This window comes from Arthrobacter horti, from assembly GCF_030731045.1.
Lineage (GTDB): Bacteria > Actinomycetota > Actinomycetes > Actinomycetales > Micrococcaceae > Arthrobacter_E > Arthrobacter_E nanjingensis.
This window is the reverse complement of sequence record NZ_JAVALS010000001.1, coordinates 541,144-560,431: the sequence shown is the minus strand read 5'-3', so window position 1 is coordinate 560,431 and position 19,288 is coordinate 541,144. Positions and strand designations below refer to the sequence as shown.

16 protein-coding genes and 1 pseudogene are annotated in these 19,288 nt (G+C 69.2%); 13 read left to right on the top strand and 4 right to left on the bottom strand.

Annotated elements, in window-relative coordinates; all coding sequences use genetic code 11:
- Positions 1-25: 25 nt before the first annotated feature.
- Positions 26-1,405: a PrsW family intramembrane metalloprotease gene (locus Q9R02_RS02660; RefSeq protein ID WP_425279195.1), complete on the bottom strand. Its 1,380-nt coding sequence runs from the start codon at positions 1,403-1,405 to the stop codon at positions 26-28.
- A 149-nt stretch (positions 1,406-1,554) separates the two neighbouring features.
- Here Q9R02_RS02660 and pyrR point away from each other — a divergent pair, with 149 nt between their 5' ends.
- From pyrR to Q9R02_RS02595, 13 genes and pseudogenes are all read left to right on the top strand, one after another.
- Positions 1,555-2,139 (top strand): bifunctional pyr operon transcriptional regulator/uracil phosphoribosyltransferase PyrR, encoded by a 585-nt coding sequence (gene pyrR / locus Q9R02_RS02655; protein WP_305995079.1) that lies wholly within the window; start codon positions 1,555-1,557, stop codon positions 2,137-2,139.
- Positions 2,136-3,146, top strand: a complete 1,011-nt coding sequence (locus tag Q9R02_RS02650) for an aspartate carbamoyltransferase catalytic subunit (RefSeq protein WP_305995078.1) — start codon at positions 2,136-2,138, stop codon at positions 3,144-3,146. The genes pyrR and Q9R02_RS02650 overlap by 4 nt, the downstream gene beginning before the upstream one ends.
- On the top strand, positions 3,143-4,468 hold the full coding sequence (locus Q9R02_RS02645; protein ID WP_305995077.1) for a dihydroorotase: 1,326 nt from the start codon (positions 3,143-3,145) through the stop codon (positions 4,466-4,468). The genes Q9R02_RS02650 and Q9R02_RS02645 overlap by 4 nt, the downstream gene beginning before the upstream one ends.
- Positions 4,469-4,482: 14 nt before the next feature.
- Positions 4,483-4,977, top strand: coding sequence for a PH-like domain-containing protein (locus Q9R02_RS02640; RefSeq protein WP_305995076.1), 495 nt, complete (start codon positions 4,483-4,485; stop codon positions 4,975-4,977).
- 45 nt (positions 4,978-5,022) lie between these two features.
- The gene (gene carA / locus Q9R02_RS02635; RefSeq protein WP_305995075.1) at positions 5,023-6,219 is read left to right on the top strand and encodes a glutamine-hydrolyzing carbamoyl-phosphate synthase small subunit; all 1,197 of its coding nucleotides are present in this window, start codon (positions 5,023-5,025) and stop codon (positions 6,217-6,219) included.
- Position 6,220: 1 nt separating this feature from the next.
- Positions 6,221-9,523 carry a carbamoyl-phosphate synthase large subunit gene (carB, locus tag Q9R02_RS02630; RefSeq protein WP_305995074.1) on the top strand — a complete coding sequence of 1,101 codons (3,303 nt, stop codon included), beginning with the start codon at positions 6,221-6,223 and terminating at the stop codon, positions 9,521-9,523.
- On the top strand, positions 9,516-10,385 hold the full coding sequence (gene pyrF / locus Q9R02_RS02625) for an orotidine-5'-phosphate decarboxylase (protein WP_305995073.1): 870 nt from the start codon (positions 9,516-9,518) through the stop codon (positions 10,383-10,385). The genes carB and pyrF overlap by 8 nt, the downstream gene beginning before the upstream one ends.
- A gap of 169 nt (positions 10,386-10,554) precedes the next feature.
- Positions 10,555-10,872 carry an integration host factor, actinobacterial type gene (mihF, locus tag Q9R02_RS02620; protein ID WP_305995072.1) on the top strand — a complete coding sequence of 106 codons (318 nt, stop codon included), beginning with the start codon at positions 10,555-10,557 and terminating at the stop codon, positions 10,870-10,872.
- Positions 10,873-10,910: 38 nt separating this feature from the next.
- Positions 10,911-11,483, top strand: a complete 573-nt coding sequence (gene gmk / locus Q9R02_RS02615) for a guanylate kinase (protein WP_305995071.1) — start codon at positions 10,911-10,913, stop codon at positions 11,481-11,483.
- 31 nt (positions 11,484-11,514) lie between these two features.
- Positions 11,515-11,790: a DNA-directed RNA polymerase subunit omega gene (gene rpoZ, locus Q9R02_RS02610; protein ID WP_305995070.1), complete on the top strand. Its 276-nt coding sequence runs from the start codon at positions 11,515-11,517 to the stop codon at positions 11,788-11,790.
- Positions 11,791-11,826: 36 nt separating this feature from the next.
- Positions 11,827-13,059: pseudogene (coaBC, locus tag Q9R02_RS02605) on the top strand (bifunctional phosphopantothenoylcysteine decarboxylase/phosphopantothenate--cysteine ligase CoaBC); the annotation flags it as partial.
- Between the two features lie 83 nt (positions 13,060-13,142).
- Positions 13,143-14,351, top strand: a complete 1,209-nt coding sequence (metK, locus tag Q9R02_RS02600) for a methionine adenosyltransferase (protein ID WP_305995318.1) — start codon at positions 13,143-13,145, stop codon at positions 14,349-14,351.
- Positions 14,352-14,365: 14 nt separating this feature from the next.
- Complete coding sequence (locus tag Q9R02_RS02595) at positions 14,366-16,429, top strand: primosomal protein N' family DNA-binding protein (protein ID WP_305995068.1); 2,064 nt, start codon at positions 14,366-14,368, stop codon at positions 16,427-16,429.
- A gap of 24 nt (positions 16,430-16,453) precedes the next feature.
- Here Q9R02_RS02595 and Q9R02_RS02590 read toward each other — a convergent pair whose 3' ends face one another.
- Genes Q9R02_RS02590 through Q9R02_RS02580 form a run of 3 tightly spaced genes read right to left on the bottom strand, consistent with a single transcriptional unit; the run spans position 16,454 to position 19,286 of the window.
- A complete protein-coding gene (locus Q9R02_RS02590) occupies positions 16,454-17,533 on the bottom strand; it encodes a glycosyltransferase family 4 protein (protein WP_305995066.1) in 1,080 nt (359 codons plus the stop codon).
- Complete coding sequence (locus tag Q9R02_RS02585; RefSeq protein ID WP_425279194.1) at positions 17,530-18,453, bottom strand: alpha/beta fold hydrolase; 924 nt, start codon at positions 18,451-18,453, stop codon at positions 17,530-17,532. Before Q9R02_RS02585 ends, Q9R02_RS02590 begins: the two co-directional genes overlap by 4 nt.
- Positions 18,450-19,286 carry an aldo/keto reductase gene (locus Q9R02_RS02580; protein ID WP_305995065.1) on the bottom strand — a complete coding sequence of 279 codons (837 nt, stop codon included), beginning with the start codon at positions 19,284-19,286 and terminating at the stop codon, positions 18,450-18,452. Before Q9R02_RS02580 ends, Q9R02_RS02585 begins: the two co-directional genes overlap by 4 nt.
- Positions 19,287-19,288: the final 2 nt, after the last annotated feature.

The window sequence follows — 19,288 nt, the reverse complement described above, 5'->3', positions numbered from 1 at the left end:
CGGCAGCGGAAGCGTCGGCCGGGCGTCAGGCCGTCACGGTGGCGCGCAGCTGACCCAGGCGCTCCAGCAGCCGGTGCTCATCCTCCTGGAGCCGGATCAGGTCCCTGCCGCTGAGGATGCGCTGGCGCGTGTAAGCCAGCGCCGTGGCGGTGCGGATCAGATCGGTCATCACCTTCTGCCGGCCGTACTGGGCCGCCCAGCGCTTGGCGAAGCGGCGGCCGGCGCCGGTTGCGAACAGCGTCACCTCCTGCCACGTCAGCCAGCCCGCCGCGGCGTACTCGCCCAGCCGCGCCCGGGTCAGCTTCGCCTCCGCGATCCGCAGGAAGACGAATCCCAGGACGGCCAGGAAGAAGATCGGCATCTGGACCACGATGTAGAGCCACAGGAAGTCCGCGCCCATGCTGTTCCAGCGGTTGTGCAGGAACATGGCCGGCAGGAGGCCAACGAAGAACGCCGCGACCGTCAGGCCGCGGTTCCAGCGCCGGGCGGCGAAGCCCATGAGCAGGCCGGTGGTTCCCGTGAACAAGGCATGCGCGAAGGGGGAGAGGATGCCGCGCAGGAACACGATGGTCCAGAATGACGTCCCAGCGCCCTCCTCCTCCACAAGGGTCCTGCCGAAGTAGAGGATGTTCTCGGTGAAGGCGAAGCCGGCCGCGATCGTGAAGGCGTAGACCAGGCCGTCCACCGGGCCGTCGAAGTATTTGCGGGCCAGCAGCGCCAGCAGGAGCAGGCCCAGAGACTTGGAGAACTCCTCCACGATCGGTGCCTCCACCGTGGCGAGGAAGTTCAGCAGATCGGTCTTGCTGGAGCCCGGCGGGGCGAGGGTCAGGAAGAACGGCTGGATGATGGTGGTGGTGGCCACCGCCACGGTGGCGCCCCAGAGGAGTGCGAAGACCAGCAACTTACGGGGTTCCGGCTCCCAGCGGTCCATGAAGTACACGGCCGTCAGGACGATGGCCAGCGGAATCAGGGACGTGAGGAAGCCCGCCAGGAAGCCTTGCCCGCCCACATTGGAGAGCAGCATCGGCAGGACGAGCACCAGGCTGAGGAAAGCCAGGACGCCTCCGATGATCATGAGGGCCAAGGTCGCCGGATTGATGTTGCGGTGCACCGGCTGCGGGAAGGCCTGCTGGAGCTGCCAGTGCTGCTGAGCCGCCGGGTGGCCCTGGAGCTGTGGGCCGTTCCATGGCTGCTGCCAGTGCCCGGGCGCGGGCTGCAGAGGCGCCTCCCGGAACGGACGGGTACCGCCGTATCTGGCCCCTGGCTCGGTGTAGGCCTCAGGGTCCACGCGCCCCATCCAGCTCGGATTCAGGGTCTGGTCATCGGGGGCGGACGACGACGGCGGCGCGCCGGGGGCGGGCAGCCGTCCGGAGCGGTCATCGGGGCCGTGCGGGGGAGAGCTCATGATCCTCCATCGTATGGACTTCGCCCGTGACGGGCCAGCCTGGCGCGGCCGGAGCCTCCCCACGGTGAGGCCTGTGGATGTGGTAATTTTGGAGCGCAATAATCCTTCTTTTAATTCCGTCCTGTGAGGCGGGGAAAGGGGTGAACAGCATGACCGACGCCATCAGCGCTTCGGATGCCGGACAGTCAGTCCAGCGTGTCGTGCTCAACTCCGGTGACATCGACCGTGCCCTGACGCGCATCGCCTTCGAGATCATCGAGGCGAACAAGGGAACCCAGGACCTGGTCCTGCTCGGCATCCCGCGCAGGGGTTTCCCTCTCGCTCAGCGCCTGGCTCAGAAGATCGCCGCGGCCCAGCCCGGCTTCGACGCCAAGGCTTCCCTCGGCCAGCTGGACGTCACCATGTTCCGTGACGATCTGGCCCGCCAGCCCACCCGCTCCCCCCTCCCCACTCAGCTTCCCAAGAGCGGTCTGGACGGCAAGGTCGTGGTGCTCGTGGACGACGTCCTGTACTCCGGCCGGACCATCCGTGCCGCCCTCGACGCCCTGGTTGACCTCGGGCGCCCCCGTGTCGTCCGCCTCGCCGTCCTGGTGGACCGCGGCCACCGTGAACTGCCCATCCGCGCGGACCATGTCGGCAAGAACCTCCCCACCGCCAGCAGTGAGAAGGTCCGGGTCCACCTCAGCGAGATCGACGGGACCGTGGACGAGGTCGTCATCGAGGCGGGCGCATGAAACACCTGCTCTCCACTCAGGACCTCAGCCGCAAGGACGCCCTGGACATCCTCGATACCGCCGAGGAGATGGCCCAGGTGGGTCAGCGCGAAGTCAAGAAGCTCCCGGCACTGCGCGGCCGCACCGTGGTGAACCTCTTCTTCGAGGACTCCACCCGTACCCGCATCTCCTTCGAGGCCGCCGCCAAGCGCCTCTCCGCGGATGTCATCAACTTCTCCGCCAAGGGCTCCTCGGTGAGCAAGGGGGAGTCCCTCAAGGACACCGCCCAGACGCTTGCCGCCATCGGCGCGGACGCCGTCGTGATCCGTCACTGGGCCAGCGGCGCGCCACAGCGCCTGGCCAACACCGACTGGATCGACGCCCGCATCCTCAACGCCGGGGACGGAACCCACGAACACCCCACGCAGGCTCTGCTGGACGCCTTCACCATGCGGCGCCACTGGGCCAAGCTGGCCGGCACCGGCTCAGCGGGCACCGACCTGTCCGGCATGCGCGTGGCGATCGCGGGCGACGTGCTCCACTCCCGCGTGGCCCGCTCCAACGTCTGGCTGCTCCGTACTCTGGGCGCCACCGTGACGCTGGTCGCTCCTCCAACCCTGCTCCCGGTAGGCGTGGACGCCTGGCCGTGCGAGGTCAGCTACGACCTCGACGCCACACTCGAGCAGGGCGTGGACGCCATGATGATGCTGCGCGTCCAGAAGGAGCGCATGAACGCATCCTTCTTCCCCTCGGCCCGTGAATACTCGCGGCGATGGGGCTTCGACGACGCCCGCCTCGAGGCGCTGGACCGGCACGGCCTCAAGGACACCATCATCATGCACCCCGGTCCGATGAACCGGGGCCTGGAGATCTCCTCCGCCGCGGCCGACTCGGCCCGCTCCACCATCCTGGACCAGGTCAGCAACGGTGTCTCGGTGCGCATGGCGGCCCTGTACCTGCTGCTCACCGGCGGCCGGGACGACGAGACCAGCACCAGCCACGCAGCCACGGAGGGAATCCCCGCATGACCCAGAACCACCTGATCACCTCCGCCTCCCTGCTGGGCGGCGCCCCGCAGGACATCCTGATCGCCGAAGGCGTCGTGGTGGCCCTCGGTGCCGATGCCGCCGCGCATCCTGCGGCCGCGGACGCCACCGTGCTGGACGCCACGGGCCTCGTGGCACTGCCGGGCCTGGTGGACGTCCACACCCACCTGCGTGAGCCGGGCCGGGAGGACGCCGAAACCGTCGAGACCGGCACCCGTGCCGCAGCGCTCGGCGGCTACACCGCCGTGCACGCCATGGCGAACAGCTCGCCCGTCGCCGACACCGCCGGCGTCGTCGAGCAGGTCCACAGCCTCGGCCAGGCGGCCGGCTGGGTGGATGTCCGGCCCGTGGGTGCCGTGACGATCGGACTGGCCGGCGAGCGCCTCGCCGAGCTGGGCGCCATGGCCGAGTCCCGCGCCCAGGTCCGCATGTTCTCCGACGACGGCATCTGCGTGCACGATCCCGTGCTCATGCGCCGGGCCCTCGAGTACGTGAAGGCCTTCGACGGCGTCATCGCCCAGCACGCCCAGGAGCCCCGCCTCACGGAGGGGGCCCAGATGAACGAGGGCGACGTCTCCGCGGTCCTCGGGCTCGCCGGCTGGCCTGCCGTGGCGGAGGAGAGCATCATCGCCCGTGACGTGCTCCTGGCACAGCACGTGGACTCCCGCCTGCACGTCTGCCACGTCTCCACGGCCGGCAGCGTGGAGATCATCCGCTGGGCCAAACAGCGCGGCATCAAGGTGACCGCCGAGGTCACGCCGCACCACCTGCTGCTCACGGACGAACTGGTCCGCAGCTACGACCCGGTCTACAAGGTCAACCCGCCGCTGCGCACCCAGGAGGACGTCCTGGCGCTCCGCCAGGCGCTGGCCGAAGGCGTCATCGACGTCATCGGCACGGACCACGCACCGCACCCGAGCGAGCACAAGGAGTGCGAGTGGGCTCAGGCGGCCATGGGCATGACCGGCCTGGAGACGGCGCTCTCCGTGATTCAGCACACCATGGTGGAGACCGGGCTGATGGGCTGGGCCGATGTGGCCCGGGTCATGTCGGAGGCACCGGCCGGGATCGGCCGCCTCGAGGACCAGGGCCGGCCGATCGCCGTGGGTGAGCCCGCCAACATTGTCCTGGTGGACCCGGCGGCCCGCTGGAAGGTCGACGGTGCCGCGATGGCCACGAAGGGCCGCAACACGCCCTTCCAGGGCATGGAACTGCCCGGCAGGGTCACGGCCACGTTCTTCCACGGTCACCCCACGGTTCTGGACGGGGCCCTCAACACCCCGCGTCACGGCGCGGGCGCCTGAGCCCGGCCCCGGCGATGGACAAGATCCTTCCCGGAATGGCCATGCTGGCCGTCGCGGCCGCGGTGATCATCATGATCTACCGCGGCTGGCGCAGCCGGCAGCAGCGACAGGACGCCCTGGAGCCTCTTCCCGCGGTGCCGGAGCTCGGCGAGCCGGACCTCGCCGTCGTCGGGCAGTACGTCACGACGACGACGGCGGGCGACTGGCTGGACCGGGTGGCGGTCCACGGCCTGGGCATCCGCAGCCGTGCGGGCCTGGCCGTGCATGCGGGCGGTGTGCTCATCACCCGTCCCGGCTGCGAGGAGCTCTTCATTCCGGCCGCCTCGCTGCAGGAGGTTGCACGCACCAGCGGGATGGCCGGCAAGTTCCTCGGCCAGGACCGGATCGTCGTGGCCACCTGGCGCCTGGGGGAGCAGTCCCTCGACACGGGCTTCATGCCCGGTGACGCAGCAGACACCGAGCCGCTTCAGCACGCCCTGAAACGGCTCCTCGGCCAGGCCGGCGCCTGAGCCCCTTTCAGACATTCATCACCTTCCACCAATACGGAGGACCCAGTGAGCATTGAAACGCCCGGGACGAACCCCGGATCAGCAGTTCTCGTCCTTGAAGACGGCCGCATCTTCCGCGGTCAGAGCTACGGTGCCGTGGGCACCACCCTCGGTGAGGCGGTCTTCACCACCGGCATGACCGGGTACCAGGAGACCATCACCGACCCCTCGTACGCACGTCAGATCGTGGTGCAGACCGCACCGCACATCGGCAACACGGGCGTCAACTCCGAGGACGCCGAGTCCCGGCGCATCTGGGTGGCCGGCTACGTGGTGCGCGACCCTGCGCGCCGGCCGTCCAACTGGCGCAGCGAGGCGAGCCTGGACGAGGAACTCGTCCGGCAGGGCATCGTCGGCATCCAGGGCATCGACACGCGGGCCCTGACCCGGCACCTGCGCGAGCACAAGACCATGCGGGCCGGCATCTTCTCCGGCGAGGCCGCTCTCGCCACGGACGCCGAGCTGCTCGGGAGCGTTCTCGCCAGCCAGCCCATGGAGGGCGCCCGCCTGGCCGAGGAGGTCAGCATCGAGGAGGCCTACGTCGTCGAACCGGCCGAACACGGCTGGGAGGATGAACCCCGCTTCACCATCGCGGCCATCGATCTCGGCATCAAGGCCATGACCCCGCAGCGCTTCGCCGAGCGCGGAGTGCGCGTGCACGTCCTCCCGGCCACGGCCACGCTGGAGGACGTCAAGGCGGTGAACCCGGATGGGTTCTTCATGTCCAACGGCCCGGGCGACCCAGCCACCGCGGACGCGCAGGTGAACTTGCTGCGCTCCGTCCTTGATGAGAAGCTGCCGTACTTCGGCATCTGCTTCGGCAACCAGATCCTGGGGCGTGCGCTCGGCTTCGGCACCTACAAGCTGAAGTACGGCCACCGCGGCATCAATCAGCCGGTCATGGACCGGCGCACCGGCAAGGTGGAGATCACCTCGCAGAACCACGGCTTCGCCGTCGACGCACCGCTCGAGGGCGCCACCCAGGCCCCGGAGAGCCGCTTCGGCCGGGTCGAGGTCAGCCATGTGAGCCTCAACGACGACGTGGTGGAGGGTCTGTCCTGCCTGGACATCCCCGCCTTCTCCGTGCAGTACCACCCCGAAGCGGCGTCCGGACCCCATGACGCCGCCTACCTCTTCGACCGGTTCATCGACCTCATGGACGCCTCGACGACGCAGACCTCCCAGAACGAGAAGGACGCCTGAAATGCCCAAACGCACTGATCTGAAGAGTGTCCTCGTCATCGGCTCCGGCCCGATCGTCATCGGGCAGGCCGCCGAGTTCGACTACTCCGGAACCCAGGCCCTGCGGGTCCTGAAGGAGGAGGGCCTGCGGGTCATCCTCGTCAACTCCAATCCGGCCACCATCATGACGGACCCGGAGTTCGCGGACGCCACCTACGTGGAGCCCATCACGCCGGAGGTGGTCGAGAAGATCATCGCCAAGGAGCGCCCGGACGCCGTGCTGCCCACCCTGGGCGGCCAGACCGCGCTGAACACCGCGATCGCCCTGGACAAGAACGGCGTGCTGGCGAAGTACGACGTCGAGCTGATCGGCGCGAACATCGCCGCCATCGAGCTGGGTGAGGACCGCGAGAAGTTCAAGGGCGTCGTGGAGCGCTGCGGTGCCGAAAGCGCCAAGAGCCACATCATCCACACCATGGATGAGGCCCTCACGGCCGCCGAGGACCTCGGCTACCCGATGGTCGTCCGCCCCTCCTTCACCATGGGCGGCCTCGGCTCCGGCCTGGCCTACGATGAAAACGATCTGCGCCGCATCGTCGGACAGGGCCTGCAGTACAGCCCCACCAGCGAGGTGCTGCTCGAAGAGAGCATCCTCGGCTGGAAGGAGTACGAGCTGGAGATGATGCGCGACAAGAACGACAACGTCGTGGTCGTGTGTTCCATCGAGAACTTCGACCCGGTGGGCGTCCACACGGGCGACTCCATCACCGTGGCGCCCGCCCTGACCTTGACGGACCGCGAATACCAGAAGCTCCGTGACGTGGCCATCGCGGTCATCCGCGAGGTCGGCGTGGACACCGGCGGCTGCAACATCCAGTTCGCCGTGAACCCGGAGACGGGCCGTGTGGTGGTCATCGAGATGAACCCGCGAGTCTCCCGCTCGTCCGCCCTGGCCTCCAAGGCCACCGGCTTCGCGATCGCCAAGATCGCCACCAAGCTCTCCCTCGGCTACACGCTGGATGAGATCCCCAACGACATCACCCAGAAGACGCCGGCCAGCTTCGAGCCGACCCTGGACTACGTCGTCGTGAAGGTCCCGCGCTTCGCGTTCGAGAAGTTCCCGGCCGCGGATCCCACCCTCACCACCACCATGAAGAGCGTGGGCGAGGCCATGGCCCTGGGCCGCAACTTCACCGAGGCCCTGCAGAAGGCGCTCCGTTCCCTGGAGCAGAAGGGCGCCTCGCTCGACTTCACCTCCGTCCCGGAGTGGGACGTCGAGGAGCTGATCGAGAAGGCGAAGCGCCCCACCACGGATCGCCTGCACCAGGTCCAGCGCGCCCTCCTGGGCGGTGCCACCGTGGAGCAGCTCTTCGAAGCCACCAAGATCGACCCGTGGTTCCTGGACCAGCTTCAGCTGCTCAACGAGGTGTCGGAGACCATCCGCAAGAGCGGGGCCCTCACCCCGGAGATGTTCCGCCTGGCCAAGCGCCACGGCTTCTCCGACGCCCAGATCGGTGCTCTGACCAACAACCCCGAGGCCGTGGTCCGGGGCGTCCGCCAGGCACTGGGCATCCGCCCGGTGTACAAGACCGTGGACACCTGCGCCGCGGAGTTCGCCGCGTACACGCCGTACCACTACTCCTCCTATGACGAGGAGGACGAGGTCGGCCTGCACGCCAAGCCCTCCGTCATCATCCTGGGCTCCGGCCCCAACCGCATCGGCCAGGGCATCGAGTTCGACTACTCCTGCGTCCACGCCTCCATGGCACTGCGCAAGGCCGGCTACGAGACCGTCATGGTCAACTGCAACCCGGAGACGGTCTCCACGGACTACGACGTGTCCACCCGCCTTTACTTCGAGCCGCTGACGCTGGAGGACGTGCTCGAGGTCATCGCCGCGGAGGAGCGCACCGGCGGCGTCCTGGGCGTCTTCGTTCAGCTCGGCGGTCAGACCCCGCTGAAACTCGCCCAGGAGCTGGCCGACGCAGGCGTCCCGATCCTCGGCACCTCGCCGGAGGCCATCGACCTGGCCGAACACCGTGGCGCCTTCGCCGCCGTCCTGGACCGGGCCGGCCTGGTGTCCCCGAAGAACGGCACCGCCGTGTCCTTCGACGATGCCAAGAAGGTCGCAGATGAGATCGGCTATCCGGTCCTGGTCCGCCCGTCCTATGTGCTGGGCGGCCGCGGCATGGAGATCGTCTACGACGAGGCGAACCTCCTGCGCTACATCACCAACGCCACCGAGATCACTCCGGATCACCCCGTGCTGATCGACCGCTTCCTCGAGGACGCGGTGGAGATCGACGTGGACGCGCTCTTCGACGGCACGGATCTGTACCTGGGCGGCATCATGGAGCACATCGAGGAGGCCGGTGTGCACTCCGGTGACTCCGCCTGTGTCCTGCCGCCCATCACCCTCGGTTCGAATGTCATCGAGCGGGTGCGCGTGGCGACACGTGCCATCGCCGAAGGCGTGGGCGTGCGTGGCCTGATCAACATTCAGTTCGCCCTCGCCTCGGACGTCCTGTACGTTCTCGAGGCCAATCCGCGGGCCTCCCGCACCGTGCCGTTCGTGTCCAAGGCCACCGGTGTCCAGATGGCCAAGGCCGCGGCGATGATCGGCGTCGGAACCACCATCCACCAGCTCCGGAGCGCCTACAAGATGCTGCCGGAGGAGGGTGACGGCTCCAGCCTGCCTCTCGACGCACCGGTGGCCGTGAAGGAGGCCGTGCTGCCGTTCAGCCGCTTCCGCACCGAGGCCGGCGACGTGGTGGACTCACTGCTGGGTCCGGAGATGCGCTCCACCGGCGAGGTCATGGGCATCGACAAGCACTTCGACACGGCTTTCGCCAAGAGCCAGTCCGGCGCCAACAACCCGCTTCCGCGGGAGGGCCGGGTGTTCGTCTCCGTGGCCAACCGGGACAAGCGTGCGGTGATCCTCGCGGTCAAGCGCCTGTCCGACCTCGGCTACGAGATCGTCTCCACCGGCGGCACCGCGGATGTTCTGCGCCGCAACGGCATCCACGCCACCCTGGTGCGCAAGGTGGCCGAGGGCCAGGGCGACGGCGAGGGCGAGAACACGATCGTGGACCGCATCGTGGCCGGCGACATCGCCATGGTCTTCAACACCCCGTCCGGCGGCGAGGCCCGCGGCGACGGCTACGAGATCCGCGCCGCCGCGACGTCGATCGGCATCCCCTGCATCACCACCGTGGCGGAGTTCAACGTGGCCGTACAGGCCATGGAGGCGATCCGCACCTACTCCTGGGATGTGACCAGTCTCCAGGAACACTCCAAGCACCTTGAGGCGGTACGCAATGTCTGAGCATGAACAGGGTACGAATCGCCGCCCCGCGTCGCCGGCCCTCGGCTTCGGGGCGCGGCTCGCGGCGGCGATGGCGGACCTCGGTCCGCTGTGTGTGGGCGTCGATCCGCACCCTGGCCTCCTTCAGGCGTGGGGCCTGGACGACTCTGCGGCCGGGCTGAGGGAGTTCTCCAGCCGTGTCCTGGAGGCCGCCACCGGCCGGGCTGCCGCCATCAAGCCGCAGGTGGCGCTTTACGAGCGCCACGGCTCCGCCGGCATGGCCGTCCTGGAGGGCCTGCTGGCCGACGCCGCGTCGGCCGGTGTGCTGACCATCGCCGACGCCAAGCGTGGCGACATCGGATCCACCATGGCCGCCTATGCGGACGCCTGGCTCTCACCGTCGTCGCCACTGGCCGCGGACGCCGTGACCCTGAGTCCATACCTGGGTTTCGAGTCCCTGCGGCCTGCCCTCGACCTGGCGGCAGCCCACGGCCGTGGCGTGTTCGTCCTGGCGCTCACCTCCAACCCCGAGGGCGCCAGCGTCCAGCACGTCGGCGGGGACGTCTCCGTGGCCCGCCGGATCGTGGAGGCGGCCGCGGCCGAGAATGCGGGTGATCCCGTCCTCGGCTCGGTGGGTCTGGTGGTCGGCGCGACTGTGGGCTCGGCCCTGGAGGACCTGGGCATCGACCTGGCCGCGCTCAACGGTCCCGTGCTGGCCCCCGGGCTGGGGGCCCAGGGCGCCACCGGCTCGGACCTGAAGGTCACCTTCGGCGCCGCATACCCTCAGGTGCTCGGCACTTCGAGCCGCGACATCCTCAAGGCCGGTCCGTCGGTGGAGGCGCTGGTGGAAGCGATCGGGAGGACTCTCGACGGGCTGCGCTGAGCAGCGCGTGAGCGTTCCAGGGGGCTGAGCCCTCTGCAGTCTGACCATGACCGGGCGGCCACTGAAATCGGTGGCCGCCCGGCTATGGTGTGGTGGGCCTCTTTCGGGTAGGTTCGCATCAACCGTCAGTCGCATCCGTGGCCACGGATGCCGGGAGGTTGGAGAAGTCATGAGCCTGCGAGTCCTGACCAGCACGGAACGAAGCGCCGCCCTTGCGAAGGCGGCTGCGGCACGTCAGGCACGTGCCAGGCTGAAAGAGTCGCTCAAGACGGGGGAGCTGACGGTTCCTCAGGTCCTTGAGCAGGCGGCAGATGACCCGGCGATCGCCCGGCTGAAGGTCTCCGAACTCCTGGAGGCGTTTCCTGGCATCGGGCGAGTGCGTTCTCAGGCCATCATGACCCAGTTGCGGATCGCGGCGAGCCGTCGCGTGCGGGGTCTGGGCGTCCATCAGCGCCAGGCCCTGATAGATTTCCTGGAGGAAAAATAACCCAGGCCGCCCGCGGCGGCCTACGACCAGAGGACACCGTGAGCTCTCTTTCCGGCCTCACCGTGCTTGCCGGCCCCACCGCCGTCGGCAAGGGCACGGTATCCACCTACATCCGTGACAACTACCCCCAGGTGTGGCTGTCCGTCTCCGCCACCACCCGCTCCCCGCGTCCGGGTGAGGAGGAAGGTGTGCACTACTTCTTCAAGAGCACTGAGGACTTCGACCGGCTGGTCGGCGAGGGCGAGTTCCTCGAATGGGCCGTGGTGCACGGAGTGAACCGCTACGGGACGCTGCGCAGCACCGTGGAGGCCGCTCTGGCCCAGGGCAAGCACGTGCTGCTGGAGATCGATCTCCAGGGCGCCCGTCAGGTCAAGGAGGCCGTCCCGGACGCACGGTTCGTGTTCCTGGCCCCGCCGAGCTGGGACGAAATGGTGCGCCGCCTGGTGGGCCGCGGCACGGAAACCCCGGAGGAACAGCAGCGCCGCCTGGAAACCGCTAAACTGGAACTTGCTGCCGAGCCGGAATTCGACCACACCGTGGTCAACGACGACGTCCGGCGGGCTGCCGATGAACTTGTCCAGCTGATGGGTTTGACCCCGAACCCCCGCTGAACATACGAACGAGAAGATCCTGGAGAACAGTGTGACCACCAACCTTGAGGGCATCATCAACCCGCCGATCGACGATCTGCTGGCCGCCGCCGATTCCAAGTACGGCCTGGTCATCTTCGGTGCCAAGCGTGCCCGCCAGATCAACGCCTACTACGCCCAGCTGAACGAGGGCCTCTTCGAGTACGTCGGCCCCCTCGTGGAGACCCGGATGAACGAGAAGCCGCTCTCCATCGCCCTGCGCGAGATCAACGAGGGCCTGCTCGAATGCAAGCCGGCTCCCGTCGAGGCGCCCGAAGCGGCCGAGTAGCACTCACCGGACCAAGAACCACAGAACGGGAATACGCGCATGCGGATCGTCCTGGGTGTCGGAGGAGGGATCGCAGCCTTCAAGGTTGCGTCCCTCCTCCGTCTTTTCACCGAGGCCGGGCACCACGTCACCGTGGTTCCCACGGAAGCGGCCCTGAACTTCGTCGGTCAGGCCACCTGGGAGGCTCTTTCCGGGAACCCGGTCAGCACCTCCGTGTTCGACCATGTGGAGCAGGTCAATCACGTCAGGCTCGGCCAGGAGGCGGAGCTCGTGGTGGTCGCTCCGGCCACGGCCAACATCCTGGCCCGTGCCGCCCACGGCATCGCGGACGACCTTCTGGGCAACACGCTCCTCGTGGCGAACTGTCCCGTCCTGTTCGCCCCGGCCATGCACACCGAGATGTGGCGCCATCCCGCCACGCAGGCGAACGTGGCCACCCTCCGTGCGCACGGCGCGCACGTGCTGGACCCCGACGTCGGGCGCCTCACCGGCAAGGACAGCGGCCCCGGCCGTCTGCCCGAGCCGGCTTCCATCTTCGCCGCCGCCATGGCCCTCGTGGACCAGGAGCCGCCGGCATCGTCCGGAGGTCCGGGCGTCCTCGCCGGACGCCGGGTCCTGGTCTCCGCCGGCGGCACTCAGGAGCCGCTGGATCCGGTGCGCTTCCTCGGCAACCGCTCCTCCGGCAAGCAAGGCGTGGCCTTGGCAGCCGCGGCCCGAGACGCCGGCGCGGAGGTGACGCTCGTGGCCGCGCATGTGGAGGTGCCTTTGCCGGCCGGCGTCCGCGTGCTGCGCGTGGGCACCGCGGAGGAGCTCCGCAGTGCCCTGGTGGAGGAGACCGGCAATGCCGACGTCGTGCTCATGGCCGCGGCCGTGGCCGATTTCCGTCCCGCGGAACGCCTTGGGACCAAGATCAAGAAGCGCGCCGACGGGGACGATCCGGTCATCGAGCTGGTGCGCAATCCGGACATCCTCGCCGAGCTCGTGACTCTCCGGAACCGCGAAAAGCGGTCCCAGCTGATTCTCGGATTCGCGGCCGAGACCGGGGACGGTGCGGGCAGTGTGCTCGACTACGCGCGCCAGAAGCTGGAGCGCAAGGGCTGCGATCTCCTGGTGGTGAACCATGTGGGGGAGAGCAAGGTGTTCGGCCAGGACGAGAACTCCGTTCAAATCCTGTCCCGCACGGCGAGTGAGATGCAACACGTCGAAGGCTCCAAGAACACGGTGGCCCAGGCGATCATCCTCCGCGTCGCCGCTGAGCTGGGTGTCTGAGAGGCCCGGGGCTGTCCACATATCGTCATGCTGGAATCGGGGGGAACCCACCGGGCCGGTAGAGTGTACGGGTGACCTTCGCCATGCAGAACTCCGCGCACTCCGGCCTCCGGCTCTTCACCTCCGAATCCGTCACGGAGGGACATCCGGACAAGATCTGTGACCAGATCAGCGATTCCATCCTGGACGCGCTGCTGGCCGCGGACCCCGAGTCCCGCGTCGCCGTGGAGACCATGGCCACCACCGGCCTGGTGCACGTGGCCGGCGAGGTCACCACGGACGCCTACGTGGAGATCCCGCAGATCGTCCGCGAGACCATCCTCGGCATCGGCTACGACTCCTCGGCGAACGGCTTCGACGGCGCCCGCTGCGGCGTCTCGGTGTCCATCGGCCAGCAGTCCAATGACATCGCCGACGGCGTGTTCAACTCCGTGGAGGCGCGCGAAGGCCGTCTGCAGGACGACTACGACCTCCAAGGTGCCGGCGATCAGGGCATCATGTTCGGCTATGCCAGCGATGAGACCTCCAGTTTCATGCCCACACCGATCTGGCTGGCCCACCGCCTCTCCGAGCGCCTCACCGAGGTCCGCAAGAACGGCGAGCTCGCCTACCTGCGTCCCGACGGCAAGACCCAGGTCACGGTCGGCTATGACGGCGACAAGGCCGTCTCCGTCGAGACCGTGGTCATCTCAAGCCAGCACGCCGAGGACGCGAGCCTTGAGCAGCTGCGAGCCGATCTGGCCAGCCACGTCATCGAGCCCGTGTTCGCCGCCGCCGAACTGGACACCTCCGCCGCCCATCACATCCTGAACCCGGCCGGGAAGTTCATCATCGGCGGCCCGGTCGGCGACGCCGGCCTTACGGGCCGCAAGATCATCGTGGACACTTACGGCGGCTTCGCCCGTCACGGTGGAGGTGCCTTCTCAGGCAAGGACCCGTCCAAGGTGGACCGCTCCGCCGCGTACGCCATGCGCTGGGTGGCCAAGAACGTCGTGGCCGCCGGGCTCGCCCGCCGCGCCGAGATCCAGATCGGCTACGCCATCGGCCAGGCCCGCCCCGTGGGCATCTACGTGGAGACCTTCGGCACGGAGACGGTCGACCCCGCGCAGATCAGCGCCGCGATCGGTGAGGTCTTCGATCTCCGCCCGCGCGCCATCATCGACGCCCTGGACCTCAAGCGTCCCATCTACGCCAAGACCGCGGCCCACGGCCACTTCGGCCGTGAGGATCCGGACTTCACCTGGGAGCGTCTGGACAAGGTCGATGACCTCAAGGCGTTCTTCAACGCCTAGGCCGGTGAGGCCCCGTGCAGGACGGACTCTTCCCCGCACCGGATCCTGAGGACCCGGCACACGCCGGCCAGGCGCCCGCAGAGCCGTGGCGTCCTGCCGACCCCGCGGAGAAGCCCGCCGCCCAGGACCCTGTGGCGCGCGTCGTCGTCGAATCCCCGTTGCCGCATCTGGACCGGACCTTCGACTACCTCGTCCCGGAGGCCCTCGACGAGCAGGCCGTGGCCGGTGCGCGCGTCCGGGTGAGCTTCGCAGGCCGTGAGCTGCACGGCTACATCGTGGAGCGGCGAGCGGACAGCGACGTCGGCACGCGCCTGAGCGTCCTGGACAAGGTGATCTCGCCGGTGCCGGTGCTCACGCCCGGGGTGCTGGAGCTCTGCCGCGCCGTCGCGGCGCGCTGCGCCGGCTCGGTGAGCGATGTGCTGCGCCTGGCCGTCCCCGGCCGTGTCGCGAGCTGCGAGAAGGACTGGATTCCGTTCGCCGGGGCCGCCGATGCCGGCGCACTTCCGGACGGCGGAGCTCCCTCCTGGGACCGGCTCCGGAACGGCGCCGCATTCATCCATCACCTGTCCACGGGGGAGAACCCCAGGGCGGCCGTGACCGTCCCCGAGGGCTACGGGCCGCACGCCTGGCCCCACGTCCTGGCGCAGGCCGCCGCCGCGGCCCTCCGCTCCGGCCGCAACGCCCTGCTGGTGGTGCCGGACCAGCGGGATCTGAAACGGCTGGAACGGGCGGTCACCGAGCTGGTGCCCCGTGGCCTGGTCGCCAGGCTGACGGCCGACGACGGCCCCTCCGTCCGCTACCGGGAGTACCTGCGCGTGCTGGGTGGCTACGCCCGGGTGGTGATCGGCACGCGGGCGGCCGCCTACGCACCGTTGAGCGGCATCGGCCTGGTGGCACTGTGGGACGACGGGGACGACGTCCACGCCGAACCCCGCGCCCCCTATCCGCACGTCCGCGACGTTCTCATGCTGAGAGCCTCGCAGGGGGACGGTGCGGCGTGTCTCCTGGCGGCTCATGCCCGCAGCACCGAGGCACAGAGGCTCGTGGAGAACGGGTGGGCGCGGTCGGTCGAGGCGGAACGTCACTTGCTGCGCGCCGTGACCCCGCGGGTGGTCAACACCGCCGATTCCTATCACCAGGAGCGTGACCCTCTCAGCACGGCCGCCCGGCTCCCGCATGCGGCTTGGCAGGCGGCCAAGGATGCGCTGGCGCTCGGGCCCGTGCTGATCCAGGTGGCGCGGGGCGGCTACGCCCCGGCGCTGCTCTGCGCCCAGTGCGGGACCCGGTTCCGGTGCACCGCCTGTGAAGGGCCGCTGCACGTCCCGGCGCAGGGCGCGGCACCGGAGTGCCGCTGGTGCGGCACCGTGCAGCGCGTGATGACGTGCCGTGAGTGCGGCTCCGGCCGGTACACGGTGACGGGGCACGGGGTGCTGCGCACGGCCGAGCAGCTGGGCCGGGCGTTCCCCGGGGCGCGCGTGATCTCCTCCTCCGCCGGGCGGGTCAAGGACGAGGCGAGCGGGGCGGGCACACTGGTGGTCGCGACACTCGGCGCGGAACCCGTGGCTCCCGAGGGTTACTCCGCGGCCCTTCTGCTGGACGGCGATCAGATGCTCCGCAGGGAGAACCTGCGGGCGGTGGAGGAGACCGTGCGCCGCTGGTTCAACGCGGCGGCCCTGGTCCGGCCGGCCAAGGACGGCGGCGTGGTCATGGTGACGGCGGATCAGGATACCGCGGTGGGTTCACTCGTCCGCTGGGACCCGGCGTCCTTCGCCTCCCGGGAGCTGGAGGAGCGCCGGAGCCTCGGATTGCCGCCCGCGGTCCGTGTGGCGGCCCTGACTGGCCCCAAAGAGGCCGTGGCCTATCTGCAGGAGTCGCTCCTGCCTCTGCAGGGTGAGGGCTCCGGTGTGCGCACCGTCGGGCCCGTCCCGGTGGGCGAGGAGTACCGGACCTTGGCGTTCATCCCGTACGCGATGGCCGCGGAGGCCGCACGGCTGCTGCGGGCCGCCAAGGCCGCGGCGTCGGCCAAACGGAGCCACGCACCCGCACAGGTGCGCTTCGATGGCGTCGACCTGCTCTGATCCGCGGAATGGCCTGAGCGCCGCTCAGCGGCCTGCCCGCAGGCGCAGCACTTCGTCAGCCGCGGCCAGCAGCTCCTGCGCCGAGCGGTCCCAGGAGAAACGTCCCGCCTGCTCCAGGGAGGCCGCGCTCCTCGCCGTCCAGGCGTCGTCGTCCTCCAGTGCGCGCACGGCGTCCGCGAATGCCCGCGGGTCCTCCGCCGGGACGTAGGCGGCGGCGTCCCCGCCGACTTCGCGGAAGATCGGCGTGTCGGCCACCACCACGGGAGTGCCGAGTGACATGGCCTCCACGAGCGGGAGCCCGTAGCCCTCCGCCCTGGACAGCGTCACAAGGGCCGTGCATCGGCGGAGGAACTCCTCGTACTCCGCGTCCGTCACGCCGTTCTGGAAGACGACCTGCGCGCCGTCGGGCACCAGCGCCTCCAGCTGGGCGCGGCGCTCGGGGGAGACGCGGCTCATGAGCCGCAGCGTGTAGCCGGGCAGCCCCGCCATGCCGCGGATGAGCGTCTCCACGTTCTTGTACTCCATGAAGGAGCCCATGTAGACGAGTTCCTTGAGAGGCTCCTCGCCCACCGGCCGGGGCACGGCGCCGGGCTGGGGCGCGTTGCCGACGATCCGCACGGGACGGCGGGTGAGCCGGAACTTCGCCATGAGGGACTCCGTGGTCCGGCTGATCGTGGCGACCACGTCCGCGCGGTTGAGCAGGACCCGCTGCGGCCAGTACGCCTTGTGGTAGAGCCGCCAGAGCGCGCGGACAGGTGCCGGGAGGAAGCCGGGGGGCGCCGGGTGCTCATAGTAGATCAGATCGTGCAGGGTGAGGATGAGTCCGTACTTGCGGCCCCAGGAGCCCATGGTCTGCATGGGGCAGACGACGACGTCGGCGCCGAGCGCGTTGACCTTGCGGGCCACGAAGAGTTCGAGGGGGGAGAGGGGACTGCCGATCTTGACGTACGGCACCTCCGGCAGGAGGTTCAGCTGACGTTCGTCGTGGATCAGCATGGTCACGTCGGCCACCTTGGCGCAGGCCTCGATGAGGCTGGCGCCGTAGCGGCTGATGCCGTCATGGTGGTCCGTGCGGGTGAAGCGGGCGTCGATCACCAGTTTCATGCGGGGTGCTCCTGGAGGAAGTTCTCGATAGCGGCGGCGGCGATCCGTGGCGTCTCGTAGTGGATGAGGTGCCCGACGCCGTCGATCACCACCAGCCGGGAATCCGGCAGTGCGTCCTGCAGCTTCTCCTGGGCGGGCAGGGGGGCCACCTCATCGGTGGAGCCGGCCACCAGGAGGGTCGGCAGGGTGATCCTGCCGGCCAGCTCGGTCACCGTGCCGGAGACGGACGCCCGGAACGACTCGAGCAGGCTCTCCCGGCTGGCGAAGTCGCTGAAGTAGGCGTCGTGCTGAGCGTGGATGAAACGCCTGAGCGGCTTGTCCTTGGTCCGGGCCATGGTCACGCTCATGACCCGCACGATCGTCGGGTTGGCCAGCAGGGCGTGCCCGGCTGGCTCGGGAAGCGCAGCCGCCGCGCGGTAGTACGCGATGGCGAGTTTGGTCAGGAGCGCCTTGGGGCCTTCCAGGGCGGGCGCCGCGATCGGGTTGATGAGGATCAGCGGGGTGACCCGGCCCGGATGGGCGGTGACGAAGCGGCTGCAGACCAGGGAGCCGAAGGAGTGGCCCAGCAGGACGGTGTCCGGGCCGAGGCCGAGGGCGTCCATGAACTCGGAGATGAACTCGGCGTAGCCGTCCAGGGAGTGCTCTCGGGACCGGAACGCCTCGGAGGCCCCGAAACCGGGCAGGTCCGGCGTGATGAAGCGGTGCTGCGGCATCAGGTCCACCAGGCGCAGGAGCCCGTGGTGATCGCCCCGGAATCCGTGGATGACCAGGATGGTCCGTGTGGAGGGGCCCGGTTCGGCCGGGGCATGGTCCCAGTAGGCGACGTGGCCGTCCGGCAGCTCCACCTCGTGGCGGGATTCCCGGGTCTGCAATCCGGAGGAGATGAATCCGCCGGTGTCCGGGGCGAGGGTCCCGTTCACTGGACGTCGTCCGGGTGTGAGCCGCTGCGGAAGCCCCGGTCCAGGCCGGCGATGAGTCCGAGCTCGGCGTCGTCCAGCGTGAAGTCGAAGAGTGCCGCGTTCTCGCGGAGACGCTCGGCCGAACTCGCCTTGGGGAAGACGACCAGGCCTTCCTGGAGCTGCCAGCGCAGGGCGATCTGGGGGACGGTCCGTCCATGGCGTGCGGCCAGCTCCAGCAGGACGGGGTCTTCAAGGATGCGGCCACGGGCGAGCGGGCTCCACGATTCGGTGGCGATCCGGTGGCCGGCGTGGAAGGAGCGGAGCTCCCGCTGCTGGAGCCACGGGTGCAGTTCCACCTGGTTCACGGCGGGGACCACCTCGCACTCGTCCAGGAGCCTCTGGAGGTGTCCCGGCTGGAAATTGGAGACTCCGATGGCCCGGACCCGGCCCTCGCGGTACAAGGTCTCCAGGGCCCGGTAGCTGTCCGCGTAGAGACCGCGGTCCGCCACCGGCCAGTGGATGAGGTAGAGGTCCAGGACGTCCAGTCCGAGTTTCACCATGGAGTCGTCGAACGCGCGGAGCGTGGCGTCGTAGCCCTGATCGTCGTTCCAGACCTTGCTGGTGATGAAGAGGTCCTCACGGCCGAGGCTGCCGTCCTCCAGGACGGCGCCTAGAGCACGCCCGAGAGCTAGCTCATTGCCATACAGCGAGGCGGTGTCGAAATGCCGGTAGCCGGCGTCGACCGCCGTCGGCACCAGATCCAGCAGCACCTCGGGGGCGACCTTGTACAGTCCGACGCCGAGCTGGGGGATGCCCACCCCGTTATTCAGGGCGACGGTGGGAATGCGGCTCATGG

What these genes read in the sequence shown, in the direction of transcription:
- pyrR (WP_305995079.1), top strand. Translation starts at nt 1,555, where the DNA reads ATGACCGACGCCATCAGCGCTTCGGATGCCGGACAGTCAGTCCAGCGT.
- metK (WP_305995318.1), top strand. Translation starts at nt 13,143, where the DNA reads ATGCAGAACTCCGCGCACTCCGGCCTCCGGCTCTTCACCTCCGAATCC.
- Q9R02_RS02640 (WP_305995076.1), top strand. Translation starts at nt 4,483, where the DNA reads ATGGACAAGATCCTTCCCGGAATGGCCATGCTGGCCGTCGCGGCCGCG.
- pyrF (WP_305995073.1), top strand. Translation starts at nt 9,516, where the DNA reads ATGTCTGAGCATGAACAGGGTACGAATCGCCGCCCCGCGTCGCCGGCC.
- Q9R02_RS02645 (WP_305995077.1), top strand. Translation starts at nt 3,143, where the DNA reads ATGACCCAGAACCACCTGATCACCTCCGCCTCCCTGCTGGGCGGCGCC.
- Q9R02_RS02650 (WP_305995078.1), top strand. Translation starts at nt 2,136, where the DNA reads ATGAAACACCTGCTCTCCACTCAGGACCTCAGCCGCAAGGACGCCCTG.
- Q9R02_RS02580 (WP_305995065.1), bottom strand. Translation starts at nt 19,286, where the DNA reads ATGAGCCGCATTCCCACCGTCGCCCTGAATAACGGGGTGGGCATCCCC.
- mihF (WP_305995072.1), top strand. Translation starts at nt 10,555, where the DNA reads ATGAGCCTGCGAGTCCTGACCAGCACGGAACGAAGCGCCGCCCTTGCG.
- Q9R02_RS02660 (WP_425279195.1), bottom strand. Translation starts at nt 1,405, where the DNA reads ATGAGCTCTCCCCCGCACGGCCCCGATGACCGCTCCGGACGGCTGCCC.
- carB (WP_305995074.1), top strand. Translation starts at nt 6,221, where the DNA reads ATGCCCAAACGCACTGATCTGAAGAGTGTCCTCGTCATCGGCTCCGGC.
- Q9R02_RS02590 (WP_305995066.1), bottom strand. Translation starts at nt 17,533, where the DNA reads ATGAAACTGGTGATCGACGCCCGCTTCACCCGCACGGACCACCATGAC.